Here is a 14,412-nt window from a genome sequence, read left to right as displayed (position 1 = left end):
GTGTTGGCAGTTCATTTATTATTGAGAATATCTCGATTGCTTACCATAAGCAGCATGAGAATTTTATTAGTTGACGATGAAGTAGAATTAACTGACCCCTTAAGTCGCGTGTTAACTCGTGAAGGTTACACCGTAGATGCGGCTTATGATGGGACGAATGGTAGTCAACTGGCAACAGCCAGTAATTATGACTTACTAATTTTAGATTGGATGTTACCAGGAAAAACCGGGTTAGAGATTTGCCACGAATTGCGACGACAAGGCAAAAATACACCTGTGCTGTTTCTTACTGCCAAAGATACTTTAGACGATCGCGTGCAAGGTTTAGACGCTGGTGCAGATGATTATTTAGTCAAACCCTTTGAATTACGGGAGTTATTAGCGCGAGTCCGGGCTTTATTGCGGCGTGGTGGTTTGCAAACCTATGAAACTACTCCAGGAAGGCTAGTTGTTGCTGATTTAGAACTTGATTGCGACAACCAAGTAGCTTACCGTCAAGGACGCATTATTGAACTATCGCAAAAAGAAAGCCAACTGCTGCAATATTTTATGGAACACACAGGACAGTTGCTAACTCATGTTCAAATCATGGAACATCTATGGCAAGATGAAGAACAACCAAGTAGTAATGTTATAGCTGCATTAATTCGCCTGTTGCGCCGGAAGATCGAGGTAGGTAAAGAAACTACTTTGATTCACACGGTTTATGGTAAAGGCTATCGCTTTGGTGCTGCTTTTGTCGAGTCAATGTGAGAGACAACAAGACTTACTTAAAAAAATTTGTTTATACTCTTCAACTCTTGATTAAGTTGAGTTTGTAGTTTATCTCGAAATTTCTGTGCTTGTTGATAAGTATCTGCACGGTCTTTACCCGAATAAATCTGCTGTTCTAAAGGCTGGATAAAATATTTTAAGCGAGTTTTCATTGCCCAAATTCCCATTGAGGGAAATAAAAGCAAAATCAGCATTAATGGAGATATGGGTAAGAATGGTAATTTAATGATGCGTTGTAATTTTTTACTATTAATAGTCCAAGGATGTAAAAACTCGCTACCGATGCAAAGTACTGGCAGAATGGGAATATGATAGCGATCGCTCAACTGCATAAAGCTGATATCAAATTTTTGTAGTTGATGGCGTTTGTGCCAACCTTTACCCGGCCCGCGGATACCTTCAGGTGCATATAGTAAAATTTTACCCTGAGCGATCGCTGCCTCAAAATCACCAATCTCTGCCCGCACTCCACCTAAAACCTGTGACCATTGTGAAGGTAGCCACCAAATTATCCAAGGATGTTCAAATAAAGATACACTGGCTAATGGTTGCACTACCCATTCGCGTGTTTCACTTAATAAATAACCTAAAGTAAGAAAATCCCAAGGAAAACACATCCCTGCATGATTCATGGCGACAATCATCGGCCCTGTTTGCGGTAAGTTATTAATCTGTTGCAGTTCTCCCTGAAAATAATATTTAACGATGGGGGCTAAAATTTCTTTGCGAAAAGCTTGTTGATAGTTGGGATTAAATTCTCCGACTTCTTTTCTTGGTGAACGACAACCCAAGCGCAACCATCGCATCAACAGTGCTAAATAAAATCCGCAAGGTAGCAAAAATAAGATATATTCCCACCAATTCCAACCATCCTGGTCGCTATGATAATGTTGCCAATGCCGATTAAACAAAACTAACCATCCCGGTGGATACCAAAGACAAAACCAATCAAACCAGCTAAATTGATAACCTTTGTTTGAGGATATTTTTAACGGCTCGTCGATGATGCTGTCGGAATGTTGATTAATCACAACGGTCATACGGATTAGACAACAGATACTTAACTGTATATCTTAAGTTCTAAGATTTAGAATAGACATCCAGCTATAGATGTAAAATTATTTACATTCAGCAATGTTTTTTATGAGTAGTGTTTCTTGGTAGATAAGAGCGATCGCCTCATACATAAGTCCACTAAATCAAGAGTGGGTCGGTGGTAGAATAGATATGAGTACGCACTTAAATTTCCGCTGTAAATGAATAAAGCATTGGACGAAACCCTTTCGCTGGAAATTGCTAAACGCATCAAAAGTAAAAAAGATAAAATTTTTGATAATGCTTATAAAGCAGCATTATCCACAGAGGGAGCAATTTATGTTCAAGGGTTTTTAGTTTATTCAGGTAAACCTTATCGCCCTGTTGAACACGGTTGGATTGAGTTAAAAGATACTTCTGGGGAAGACTCTATCACGCGCATCATTGACCCTAATTTACCCCACATACGTAAAAACAACCAAGAAATTTGGTACTTTTCAGCACAAAGTTTGACCGCCAAACAACTAAAAGCCATCATCGAAGAATCAAAAGAAGATTATCCTGAAGATGATCCCCTACCAATTTACGGTACAACACCTTATGAATACTATGGTGATGTGATGTTGGGCGGTAAAGAATATTTAGCTGCTTATCAAGCCGCAGAAGCTAAATGCAAAGAGTTAAAAGAACTCAATTAACATTTGTTCATTGACCCTTGACTAATAAGACTTACCATCGCTACCAAAATATTCTCGATAGCTACAAATTTTATCGCCGCACACATCAAAAGAAACTGCAACACGATTTTTATAAGGTTGTCCTAATAATAGCCCTTCGTCACGAAACTCAAAGACAACGGTTGTCTCATTACTAGTAACACGGTCTAGAGACGTTAACGTAATTCCCGAACCAAAAGATTCCGAAACATATTGCAAAAACTCTTGGGCGCGTTCTTTCCCCTCATTCAACCCGTGAAACTTTCCCATCGGAAACCAAAAGGTAAAGTCTTCTGTAAGCATATCGAGAAATGCTTGCCAGTCTCCCGTAGCTAGACCAGATGTAAAATGCTCAAATGCTTGCTGGGCAACTTTTAAAGTGTTTGTAGGGTCTTGTTTCATCATACTCGATTAGTTATAGCAGTTATAGCGTTTCTCGTTTTCGTAAATATTAAGTAACCTAACGCACCAGCGCATCACAAGGTACACTATCCCGTAGGGTAGGCATTGTCAATAAAAATCTCAATTAATCTAGAAGATATAGCAATCCGAATTGACTTATGAGAAAATTTGATATCAAAACTAAGAATCATATTTTATTCAGCCTTGGCAATTAGAAATCGCGGCCATACAGACATAACCAGCCTACGCAGGTTATTTTATTAGTCCACTTAGGTGGACTTTAGTTTGTGTAGTAGCGAATTTTATTCGCATAATTAGTTATTCTTATTTCTATCAAATTGTCTATGATGGATATCTATACAAAAAATAAATATTTCCTAACGCAAAATTTGTGATTTATGGTGAATCACAAATCCAACGAATATAACTTACAATTTTTTAGTATTTATTTAGCTAAAACCCGCGGAAAAAGATATGACAACCATACCGCATCAACCAGGACTTGATGCTTTAGCAACACCAGATAACAATCAAGCATTTGATTGGAAAAACTGCTGGTATCCTATCGCTTTTGTTCAAGATTTACCAAAAGAATATCCTTACAGATTTTCTCTCTATGATGAACCTTTGGTTTTGTTTACAAATCAGGATGGAAAATTAGGATGTTTAACAGATCGTTGCTCCCACCGTGCTGCTAGACTTTCTGATGGACAAATTATTAATGGTAAAATTGAGTGCTTATATCATGGTTGGCAATTTGGGACTGATGGTCAATGTTTGCATATTCCACAATTATCTGAAGATGCCAAAATTCCCGCAAATGCCTGTGTGAAATCTTTTCCAATTGTAGAACGTCAAGGTATTGTTTGGATGTGGGCTGGAGAAGAAAAACCTGCTGAGGAATTAATTCCCACAATACCAGCGTTAGATCAGCCAGGTTTGTTCTGTACAGATTACATTAGAGATTTACCTTATGACCAGACATATTTTATTGAAAATATCATTGATCCAGCCCACGTTTTTATTAGCCATGATGGTATTCTCGGCAAGCGAGAAAATGCCCAACCACTAGAAATAGAAGTTATTGAGAGTTCAATTCAGGGAATTCGTAGCCGCTGGCGGGGGATACGACAGCCAAACCAACCTTGGATTGTCATAGATTTTATTGCGCCAAATTTAATTATTTATAAGTTTGGCAATCAAGAAAAAGGTAGATTTGGCGGAACAGTTTTATATTCACTTCCTTTGAGTAAAGAAAGATGCCGAATTTTCCTGAGAAATTATGGAAATATGTTTCCCTGGCAAATGAAGCTAATGCCGAAATGGCTAGATCATATCTTGGTACGCAATTTAATTTTAGAAGGTGATTTACAGGTTGTTGTCGAACAAAAAAGACAACTTCAGCGATTGGGTAAAAGCCTCAAAGAAGTTTATTTACCAATCAAAACTTCTGACACCTTAGTAATTGAGTACCGTAAATGGTTAGACAGATTTGGTAAGGGTTTACCATTTTATCAAGGTTATTCTTCGGCTAAAAACTTTCATCCAGATGAGTTACCAGCAAATTCCTTGACCTTAGATAGACTGTCACAACATACCCAAATATGTAGTTCTTGCAATCAAGCTTATCAGGTGACACAGCTAGTCAAACAAATTTCCCTTGGGGGAGCGATCGCCCTCGCTGCTTTAGCTATACTTACAGATAACTCTTGGGTTTCCCCTATGGCTGTTGCATCTGCATTATTCGCAGTAGCTTTAGCCTTCGCAGCACAAAAATTAAAAACTAAGTTTGAACGTGCTTATACTCGGCATTAGTTTTTAAACTAAATAAAACATTTGTTATGAATAAATTAGTGGATGCAAGTAATCAATATGGTTCAAGCACCGGAAGATAATAAAAGCGCATATTCTCTCCCTAACAATGTGAACCTTTCACAGACAGACACAAATATACAAATAAATAATCAAACCTCAACAGGACGCAACCATGTAGAAACTGAAGAGTCACTCAATTCAGTTTGCAACTTTGCCCAAGTGCCTTTTGAGGTGAAAAACTTTGTGACTAGTGAACATGGTACTGCTCAGATTCTCTCTATCAACGAAAGTACAGGAGAATCGACACAGCGAGTTATCCTCAAAAAAGGTTGGAACGCACCTATCGGTCATTTCACCACTGATGTAGAGATTTTTGTACTCACGGGTAAACTTTGCCAAGGTGGGTTTAAACTACGTAATCTCAGTTACTCATTCATTCCTGCTGGTATACCTACAGGCCCTTGGCAAACCGAAGAAGACGCGATTTTCTTATGGATGCCAGATGCTACCCCTAATTACATTACCGAAGAATACGCCAGTCTGGAGCAAATTCCCGCCACTTCTGTATACCACGCAAATATGCAGACTCATCCACGGATGGCTGAGTATGTACCATTACAAGAACTCCACGCAATGAAGTGGGAAAGCACAACATTTTTACCTCCTGGTTCAGCACGGAAAAGTTTGTATACCAACAAAAAAACTGGACGCGCTACATGGGTTCTTGGCTTAGTACCAATGTGGATTGAAGGTAACTTTTATGCAGGTCATCCAACAACAGAAGAAGCCTATGTCATCAGCGGAGATGTTCTAGGACATTGGTCTATGAGCGATGATCCATTTAATAGACGCTATGCAGCTATGTGCAAAGATGGTTATTATTGGCGACCAGCCCACGTACCCCACGGCCCCTTTTGGACAGAAAGCGGCGCACTACTTTTGTTTCGGACTAGCGATCGTCTAGATTGTTATTGGATATTACATAACCCAGATATTACCCAGCAAGATGAGGCGCGTCTCCAATCTGCGCTGAATAATAACCAGTGAGTAGCAATAACAGGCGAAATTCAAAATTCAATAATCTAGTTGGCTTTTTCCTGTTATTTAATTCAACTTACAAAGCTTTATCCCACTCTAATTGATGAGCTAAACCATATTTAATAAAATCTTCTTGCTTCGCTTTATCGCTCTTACCAAAAACACCTAAACTGTAAGGATTATCTTGCATACGTTGTGTAACTTGTTCTTTTTCAAACCCTATTACTTCATCTCTAAGTTTATCTGGTTTAAAAAAGTCTACAACTAAAACAGTTCTATCGTAATTAGTGTAATTGTGTGGGCAGTGTGGATAGCTGTGATCTAAAATCAAGAATTTTCCTTCATGCCAATAAAGTTGTTCATGGCAGATTTTCATAGCAACATCACCCTTCGGCACAATTAATCCTAAATATCCGCGATTTGTATGTGGGTTATAGTTGACATGGAGCTTAATATCTAAGCCAGGATGGAATGTGCCAAAATACACGTTTCTGAGAATATTGTCATTGCCAAAGTTTACTTTATCTATAGCATCAGCTAGATTTGGGAAATATTTATTTCTTAAGGCAAGTGCTTTTGCTGAGGCTTCATTGGTTCCATAATCTGGATATTGTATTTGATGTAATTGAATATATTCTTCAATAAATAACCCTTGGAATAAAATTCCAAAAGCACTATATTTTGAATCACCTTTAGTTTTAATAGTTTTACTTTTAGGGCCTAAAACATTGTAAGCAAATTTTAACTCTTCAGGCGATGCTTGCTGAATAAAGATAGTAAACTCATCTCTAATTACTTCCCATTCATCTTGAAGACCTTTGAGAAAAGAAAATTGCTCTGGGTTGAGATGATATTCATTAAAAGTTTCCATTATTTCTATCCTGAAGATGATTGAATAAAAAACTGTTACATAATAATGGGTTTTAGCTTAGGTTCCGGTACTATGTTGAAATTCCTGGTTTAACCAGAACTTGAGCTTATACACTCATTTTAGTGTGGGATCTACTGTGTCTGAACCTCCTTTACTAGATAAAATTATCAAAAATGTCCGCGTTGTTCATCCTTCTGCTGATGCAGTCGAACTACTTGATATAGGTATTAAAAACGGTAAATTTGCGGAAATTGCTCCTCATATTAGCGCAAACCAAGCTATAGAAGTATTCGATGCCAAAAACTTGCTAGGTTTTCCTGGGGTAGTGGATGCTCATACGCACATTGGGATTTATCAACCCCTCGATAAAGATGCAGTGACGGAAAGTAAAGCCGCCGCAATGGGGGGAGTAACTACAACTCTCAATTACATTCGTACCGGACAATATTATCTAAATAAAGGTGGTTCCTACCGCGATTTTTTCCCCGAAGTATTGGCGTTATCCGCAGGTAATTTTTTTGTTGATTACAGCTATCACGTTGCACCTATAGCTAGTCAACATATCGACGAAATACCTTTATTGTTTGAAGAATATGGCGTATCTTCGTTTAAAATTTTCATGTTTTATGGCGGCTATGGTTTGCATGGTTTATCAGAACAGCAAAACTTGTTTTTGATGATAAATAAAGAAGAACGCTACGACTTTGCACATTTTGAATTTATCATGCGCGGGATAGCTCGCTTAATAGAAAAGCATCCAGCCGCGCGAGATACTATTAGCTTAAGTTTGCATTGTGAAGTTGCCGAAATTCTCAACGCCTATACAAAAATAGTAGAAAACGATTCTAGCTTGAGTGGTTTGCACGCTTACAGTGCTGCGCGTCCTCCTCATTCGGAAGGGTTAGCAATTTGTATTGCATCTTATTTGGCGAATGAAACTAACTGTGCAAATATCAATTTGTTGCATCTAAGTTCGCGCAAAGCAATGGAAGCAGCGTTGACGATGCAAACTGCTTTTCCACATATCAATTTTCGGCGAGAAGTGACTGTAGGACATTTATTATTAGATGTTGATACCCCTAATGGTACTTGGGCAAAAGTCAACCCGCCAATTCGTCCTCGCGCTGATGTGGAATATTTATGGCAAGCGGTACTAAATAATCAAGTAGATTGGATAGTGAGTGACCATGCTTGCTGTTCTGCGGAACAAAAACGCAGTGCAAAAGACCCGAATAATATTTGGTTAGCAAAGTCTGGTTTTGGTGGTACAGAATATTTACTTTCGGGTGTGTTGAGTGAAGGTAGCAAGCGGGGAATGTCTTATAACCAGATGGCTAAGTTGTTATCGTGGAACCCATCGCGGCGGTTTGGGTTGTTAGCAAAAGGGGATATTGCTGTTGGCTATGATGCTGATTTGGTGTTGGTAGACCCTAATGAAAGCTTTGTGGTGCGTGCGGCTGAGTCAGAATCACAGCAAGGTTACACCCCTTTTGAAGGGATGGAATTAAGTGGACGGGTGAAGAGTACATTTTTAAGAGGAAATTTAATTTATAACAATGGACAAGTTTTGGGTTCCCCGACTGGGCGTTATTTGAAACGCGCTCATTTGGCAATCAAGACATAGATATCTGTAAGATTAAATCAGAATTTACACTCTAGTAAAGTAGAAAGTATAAAAATGAGCCAACGGATTAAAAGAGCATTTTTAGACACAGAAGATGGACAAATTCTTTACCGGATAGGTGGAGAAGGTAAAGCCATACTTTTACTGCACATGATTCCTCGCAGTAGTGATGAATTTCAGGAATTGATGAGTATTTTGGCAGAGAAAAATTTAGTCATTGCAATGGATTTGATGGGTTTGGGTGATTCTGACAAACCACCTAGAGTTTATTCTGTTGCTGACTATGCTAAAACAGCGATCGCCCTTTTGGATGAATTAGGAATTCAAAAAGCAAATATTTTCGGTAGTTTGACAGGAGGTTATATCGCCGGGGAAGTAGCCGCAGCTTATCCAAATCGGGTTGATAAACTGATTCTCTGCAATTTATTTGGATTTGATGCAGAGGAAAAAGACAAAATTCTCCACAGATATTCTCAAGGATTTCAAATTAAAGCAGATGGCTCTCATTTGATGGAACAATGGTTATCTCGTTTGAATTACATCGGTAACGGAGAATTAAATCATCGTTGTGTTTTAGAGGATTTGAAGTGTTTTGGCTCTCCTGTGTATCCTGGGATAGCAATAGCTAATTATTGTCTTGCTGCTCCAGAAAGATTTCGTTTAATTCAGTGTCCAACTCTGATTTTATCAGGGGAAAAGGCCTTAGAACCATTAGAAAAAGCTGGTTTAGCTAAAGCTGAAAATCAATATTGGCTCAAAGATGTAATTCCTCATAGCCAAAGAGTAGAACTAGAAAGTGGAACCCTTTGGATGGTAAATCAATTACCAGAAGAAGTATTAAAAGTAGTAATTGATTTTTTAGAAAAATAGTATAGGTATTTTAACTATCTTACGTAGTCAAGCAAAAGTAGACAATGACAGACGCATTAGGATGGCGAAAAAATTTGGCGCTAAAAAGTATCTTACTTTTATTCAGTTTTCCTCTAGAAATTTAATTACTAACTTTGATATTTCAGTAGGTTTTTGATTCATCATCGACATATTTCCATCTTCAATATCAACCATTTTGGCATGAGGAACTGCTGTTAAAATGAATTTTCGATTATCTGTCTTAGCAAAACCTAGCTTTTCTATTTCTTTTAGGTCTTCTGTACCAGATAATATTAATGTAGGAGATTTAATTAAACGGAATCTTGCCTCCATTTTTTGGCAATAGTCGATAACAGCCAAAGGTGCATACCAAGGATAACCAAAACATTTTAATTCATCTAAAAGCCAACGATGTTTTAATTCAGCATAATTTATATAACCTGATCTAGCTAACCACCTTTCCATAAGGTATGAACCATCCACTTTTATATTCAAATTTTCACACATTTTGGAGATAGCTGCTTTTCCTTCTTCGCTAAAATTATCTATATTGCATAATATAATTTTCTCGATTCTCTCAGAGTAAGCTGCTGCTACTTCTGCTGCAATATAAGCTCCTGTATGGTTTCCAAGAATACTTGCAGTTTTGATTCCTAGTTCGTCTAGGAGTAAAATAATAGTTTTTGCATAATCCTCAATTGAATACATTCTTGGCGGTTTATCAGAATCTCCTAACCCTAATAAGTCCATAGCAATGACTAATCTTTTCTGAGCAAAAATTGGTATTAACTCACGAAATTCATCACTACTTCTGAAGTTTTGATGAAGTAAAAGCAGAGGTTCTCCCTCACCACTAATGCGATAAAGAATTTGTCCATCTTCAGTATCTAAAAATGCCCTTTTGATTGGTTTGTTCATAGCACCCTGCCTATTAATTACTTATACTAGTCTGCGTTTAATTTCCTCCGCTAAATCTGCTAATGCTACTTCTGTTTGTTCGCCTGATTGCAAATCTTTGAGTGATGATTTTTGGGCGGCGGCTTCATCAGCACCGATGATTACACAAAATCTAATTCCTTGTTTATCTGCGGCTTGAAATTGTTTACCTAAAGGGCGTTTCTCAAAGTTTGTAACTACATTAATGCCTGCTTGACGCAACTGTTGGGATACTTTTAAATAAGTCGGCATTAAATCTTCCTGCATATTGACTACTACTACCTGGGCTGGTGTTGCAGGTAGAGTGTTTAAGATACCTGCTTTGAGTAGTCTGCTAATTAAGCGAGTTAAGCCGATAGAAATGCCCACACCCGGCATTTTCTCTCCGATGAACATCCCAACTAATTCTTCATATCTGCCGCCAGAACAAATACTACCTAAAGCTTCATGACCGATGAGGGTGGTTTCGTAGACTGTGCCTGTATAGTAATTTAAACCACGGGCGATCGCTAAATCAATACAAAACCGTTTATCAGCAACGCCTAAGTTACGCACCCCAGTAATGACTGTTTCTAATTCAGTTACGCCTAAACTAAATTGTTCTGCGTCTGGTAAGTTTTGTGATAGGTGTTTAAGTTTATCTAATATTTCATCAGTACTGCCATTAATTTTAATAAACTCAATAATTTTTTCTGTCTGTTCTGGTGAAATCCCTTCTTTTTCTAATTCTTGTTTAACTTTGGTTTCGCCAATTTTTTCTAAGTTATCAATAATACTAATACAAGTTTTAATTTGAGTTTCGGCAATACCCAGTGACTGAAAAAATCCAGTTAGAATTTTGCGGTTGTTGATGCGAATTAAAAAGTCACCAATGTTCACTGCTTCAAATATTTCGGTGATAATGGCTGGCATTTGCGCGTCATATAATAAGCTGAGTTCCCGCCGTGCAATTACATCAATATCACACTGCCGAAATTGCCGGAAACGTCCATCTTTTGCCCTTTCTCCCCGAAATACTATATCCATTTGATAACGGGCAAAGGGAAATGTTAATTCATTTAAGTGACGAGCAATATACGCCGCTAAAGGAACAGTTTGGTCAAACTTTAAAGCCCGTGCTTCTGAACCTGTTTCGCCAGCTTTATCTCTTTCTGCTTGGCGATTGGGTGGCAGAATAGGGTCAATACCATAAATAATATTGTCGCCTTGATTACCTTTGGCTTGTAATACTTCTAACCTTTCAACGGCTGGGGTTTCTATGGGTGTAAATCCATAGCTTTCGTAAACTTTACGAATGGTATCTAGTAAATATAATTCCAAGCGTTTTTCACTAGGTAAAAATTCGGGAAACCCGCTAGGAGTAGAGAAGTTAATTTTGTCAGTCTTTGCCATATCTGTAAGTTATATATTTAAATTTATATATATTGAACTATCTATTATGTCATAAAATAGTGCGTTACACTATGTTAACGCACTTTAATTTGTTACTATTTTTCAATTTTTAGATAACTATCTAACTCTTTGTTCTTGGATAAGAGTACGTTGATAAATTTGATGATTTTTAAACCAATGCCATGTGCGGGCGCGATGATTATTATCGGGGCTGATTTGAATCATTTCATATAAGTATGCTGCTGGAACTGTCTTATAAGAAAACCACAAAATCAAAGTAGAATCGTCTATTTCCCAGGATTTGCCTTCGATGCGTTCTGTATCAAAATAGAGGAATTTATCACGATAGGTTGCGGGAAATTTATGTTCTTCTTGTTTACCGTCAGCCCACTTATAGCGATTGATTTGGTAATAAGAATAAGGACTATCATCGGGGAACTGACAGCTTAAATGCGATTCATGTTTATCTAAAATTTTGCCTTCTGTATCTACAAGTGTATAGGTTCCTACCCAATCGCCTTCATGACGCGCCAGTACAGGCATTTCTTCACGTATGTTAGACATGATGCAACTCCTATAAGTAGGTTAGCGTGAATATAATCGTTAGGATAAGGTAGGAACTGAATATTAGCCAGCTATTGTTGTATCATTTTAAAAAATCGGGTGAAGTAGTCAGGGAAAGTTTTAGCCGTACAACCTGGGTCTTTAATGACAATTCCGGGAGCCTTTAAGCCAGTGACAGCGAATGCCATTGCCATGCGATGATCGTGATAAGTTTCAATGGCGGCTGGTGTAATGGGACTAGGTTCAACTTTTAACCCGTCTGGGAATTCTTCAACTTTGACTCCTAAGCGACGCAATTCAGTGACAACAGCGCGAATACGTTCTGTTTCTTTGTAGCGGATATGTTCGACATTACGAATGGTAACAGGTGAACTGGCAAAAGGAGCGATCGCACCTAATGTTTGTACTAGGTCAGAGATATCGTTCATGTCAATATCGATACCCTGTAACTGTTCTGGCCCTGTAACTTCAATATAGCCATCAGCCTCACGTACTTGACAACCCATTTGTTCCAGCACATTCAGCCAAAGAATATCACCCTGATATGATTGCTTTGTTAAATACTTCACCCGCACCCGTCCACCAGTAACAGCAGCCGCAGCAAAAAAGTAAGAAGCATTAGACGCGTCTGGTTCTATAGTGTAATGTTTGGCTTGATAACGCTGTCCCGCTTTGATGTGAAATTGATTGTCACCGATTTGATTCACCTCTACGCCGAAATCTGCCATGAGGCGACAAGTCATTTTTACATAAGATTGGGAAACTAATGTGCCTTCAATCTCAATAATTGTGTCTTGTTGAGCATAAGGCGCAATCATCAACAAAGCTGAAAGTTGCTGACTAGTTTGATTGGCTTTGATGCGAATATGTCCACCAGCAAATTGCTGACCGTAAATAGTGTAGGGCATATAACCAGCATTACCTTCAAAATTAACAGTTGTTCCGCCTGTTTGGAACACTGTCAACATATCGCCCATTGGTCTTTCCCGCATTCTGGGTACACCATCTAAACGATATTCACCATTACCTAGTACCACCAAAGCTGAGATGAACCGTGCGGCTGTACCTGCTAAACCTACAAATAAATCCGCTTGGGTTGCAGGAATTTCACCGCCTTTTCCTGACACCTGCATCTGGGCTAAATCAGGATTTAGGCTGATAGGAATGCCTAAATTTTCTAAACATTTGGCAAAATATTTACTGTCTTCGCTAAACAAGGCATTTTCTAAAATTGAGTCACCTTGTGCCAAAGCTGCAACGAGTAATGCCCGATTAGTAATACTTTTAGAACCAGGAATCTCTACCGTGGCATCCACTGGGCGATTGAGAGTAGGGATAGCAATGGTATCCACGTTATACCTCTTAGATGGTCAGCTACACCTTAAATATACGTGAGTTTGCGGGATTAAGAAACATGGGGAATGGGTAGTAGGTGTAAGGGTGTACCGAAATCAAGAAACGACTGCCCGAAATCAAGAAACGACTGCCCGAAATCAAGAAACGACTACCCGAATTCAAGAAACGACTGCCCGAATTCAAGAAACGACTGCCCGAATTTAACTAAGAGGATGTCTGCTTTTTGATGTTGTACTTGAGACTTGTAGATCCCCCTAAATCCCCCTTAAAAAGGGGGACTTTGAGATTATTCCCCCCTTTTTAAGGGGGGTTAGGGGGGATCTGGCGAAATATTTAATACTTCTCAGACATCCTCTAAGATATAAATTCGACAGACCTATTCCTCCTAAAGTTTACACAGACAGCATTACAAAAATATCAAGTGTTGTTAGTTGTCTACCACCCCGTAAACGAGGTGATTGTGCAATGGATAAAATAGCTAAATACCGAGAGTACATTCAGACCTTACTTACTAATTATGCCAATGACGATGTTTCTAATGAGCAGGTTGAAACTCAACTTATCTTTGACACAGAACGAGATCATTATCAGTGGATGAATGTAGGTTGGCAACAATTTAACCGTGTTTATCGCTGTGTTATCCACTTAGACATTAAAAACGGAAAAATCTGGCTTCAGCAGAATTTAACAGATCAAAATCCGGCTGAGGAGTTGGTGAAGATGGGTGTTCCTAAAGATGATATTGTTTTGGGGTTGCAACCTCCGTATAAAAGGCAGTATACAGATTATGGTGTATTTTAAAAAATAGTCATATTTAAATTAGAGGTGTAGTTTGTTGCACGGGCAACAATGCCTCAAATTACTTCATTAAGATCAACTAAATCTATTTCCTCAATGTAGTGAGTAGTTGTGGTACTCACAGTTTGGTTTGAGACTTGCTCTGACTCAAATTCTTGGCTGCTCAGTTTGCGGTGAACTATAACGTGACATTTAAGTAGAACGACTTAAAAAAACCAAAC

At 38.4% G+C, this 14,412-nt stretch carries 14 protein-coding genes; 7 read left to right on the top strand and 7 right to left on the bottom strand.

Features of this window, described 5'->3' with window-relative positions:
• The first annotated feature begins 54 nt into the window (after window positions 1–54).
• On the top strand, window positions 55–753 hold the full coding sequence (gene rppA / locus NCWK1_RS10605; protein WP_096575430.1) for a two-component system response regulator RppA: 699 nt from the start codon (window positions 55–57) through the stop codon (window positions 751–753).
• Window positions 754–770: 17 nt separating this feature from the next.
• Here rppA and NCWK1_RS10600 read toward each other — a convergent pair whose 3' ends face one another.
• Window positions 771–1,805: a 1-acyl-sn-glycerol-3-phosphate acyltransferase gene (locus NCWK1_RS10600; protein ID WP_187308120.1), complete on the bottom strand. Its 1,035-nt coding sequence runs from the start codon at window positions 1,803–1,805 to the stop codon at window positions 771–773.
• Window positions 1,806–2,030: 225 nt separating this feature from the next.
• Between NCWK1_RS10600 and NCWK1_RS10595 the strand changes: the two genes are divergently transcribed.
• The gene (locus tag NCWK1_RS10595; RefSeq protein ID WP_096575426.1) at window positions 2,031–2,507 is read left to right on the top strand and encodes a hypothetical protein; all 477 of its coding nucleotides are present in this window, start codon (window positions 2,031–2,033) and stop codon (window positions 2,505–2,507) included.
• Between the two features lie 21 nt (window positions 2,508–2,528).
• Here the strand turns inward: NCWK1_RS10595 and NCWK1_RS10590 are convergent, their stop codons facing one another.
• Window positions 2,529–2,927, bottom strand: coding sequence for a nuclear transport factor 2 family protein (locus NCWK1_RS10590; protein WP_103124690.1), 399 nt, complete (start codon window positions 2,925–2,927; stop codon window positions 2,529–2,531).
• A gap of 474 nt (window positions 2,928–3,401) precedes the next feature.
• Between NCWK1_RS10590 and NCWK1_RS10585 the strand changes: the two genes are divergently transcribed.
• Both NCWK1_RS10585 and NCWK1_RS10580 read left to right on the top strand, forming a co-directional pair.
• Window positions 3,402–4,742: an aromatic ring-hydroxylating dioxygenase subunit alpha gene (locus NCWK1_RS10585; protein ID WP_103124689.1), complete on the top strand. Its 1,341-nt coding sequence runs from the start codon at window positions 3,402–3,404 to the stop codon at window positions 4,740–4,742.
• A 57-nt stretch (window positions 4,743–4,799) separates the two neighbouring features.
• Window positions 4,800–5,789, top strand: coding sequence for a DUF4437 domain-containing protein (locus NCWK1_RS10580; RefSeq protein ID WP_103124760.1), 990 nt, complete (start codon window positions 4,800–4,802; stop codon window positions 5,787–5,789).
• Between the two features lie 67 nt (window positions 5,790–5,856).
• Here NCWK1_RS10580 and NCWK1_RS10575 read toward each other — a convergent pair whose 3' ends face one another.
• Window positions 5,857–6,651 carry an aspartyl/asparaginyl beta-hydroxylase domain-containing protein gene (locus tag NCWK1_RS10575; protein WP_103124688.1) on the bottom strand — a complete coding sequence of 265 codons (795 nt, stop codon included), beginning with the start codon at window positions 6,649–6,651 and terminating at the stop codon, window positions 5,857–5,859.
• Between the two features lie 136 nt (window positions 6,652–6,787).
• Between NCWK1_RS10575 and NCWK1_RS10570 the strand changes: the two genes are divergently transcribed.
• Window positions 6,788–8,275: an amidohydrolase family protein gene (locus NCWK1_RS10570; protein WP_103124687.1), complete on the top strand. Its 1,488-nt coding sequence runs from the start codon at window positions 6,788–6,790 to the stop codon at window positions 8,273–8,275.
• Between the two features lie 54 nt (window positions 8,276–8,329).
• Window positions 8,330–9,145, top strand: a complete 816-nt coding sequence (locus tag NCWK1_RS10565; RefSeq protein WP_103124686.1) for an alpha/beta fold hydrolase — start codon at window positions 8,330–8,332, stop codon at window positions 9,143–9,145.
• Window positions 9,146–9,247: 102 nt separating this feature from the next.
• On the opposite strand, the gene NCWK1_RS10560 is transcribed toward NCWK1_RS10565, so the two are convergent.
• The 4 genes from NCWK1_RS10560 to aroA all read right to left on the bottom strand — a co-directional run bounded on the left by NCWK1_RS10560 (window position 9,248) and on the right by aroA (window position 13,389).
• Window positions 9,248–10,063, bottom strand: coding sequence for an alpha/beta fold hydrolase (locus tag NCWK1_RS10560; protein WP_103124685.1), 816 nt, complete (start codon window positions 10,061–10,063; stop codon window positions 9,248–9,250).
• Window positions 10,064–10,084: 21 nt separating this feature from the next.
• Window positions 10,085–11,473 (bottom strand): histidine--tRNA ligase, encoded by a 1,389-nt coding sequence (gene hisS, locus NCWK1_RS10555; protein ID WP_103124684.1) that lies wholly within the window; start codon window positions 11,471–11,473, stop codon window positions 10,085–10,087.
• A 117-nt stretch (window positions 11,474–11,590) separates the two neighbouring features.
• Window positions 11,591–12,037, bottom strand: coding sequence for a DUF3598 family protein (locus tag NCWK1_RS10550; protein ID WP_103124683.1), 447 nt, complete (start codon window positions 12,035–12,037; stop codon window positions 11,591–11,593).
• A 71-nt stretch (window positions 12,038–12,108) separates the two neighbouring features.
• Window positions 12,109–13,389: a 3-phosphoshikimate 1-carboxyvinyltransferase gene (gene aroA, locus NCWK1_RS10545; RefSeq protein WP_103124682.1), complete on the bottom strand. Its 1,281-nt coding sequence runs from the start codon at window positions 13,387–13,389 to the stop codon at window positions 12,109–12,111.
• A gap of 469 nt (window positions 13,390–13,858) precedes the next feature.
• Between aroA and NCWK1_RS10535 the strand changes: the two genes are divergently transcribed.
• On the top strand, window positions 13,859–14,194 hold the full coding sequence (locus tag NCWK1_RS10535; RefSeq protein WP_103124681.1) for a XisI protein: 336 nt from the start codon (window positions 13,859–13,861) through the stop codon (window positions 14,192–14,194).
• The last annotated feature ends 218 nt before the right edge of the window (window positions 14,195–14,412 follow it).

This window comes from Nostoc cycadae WK-1 (assembly GCF_002897135.1).
Taxonomy (GTDB): Bacteria; Cyanobacteriota; Cyanobacteriia; order Cyanobacteriales; family Nostocaceae; genus Nostoc_B.
Note: the sequence above shows the minus strand (reverse complement) of the source record. Positions and strands in the feature narration are given on the sequence as shown.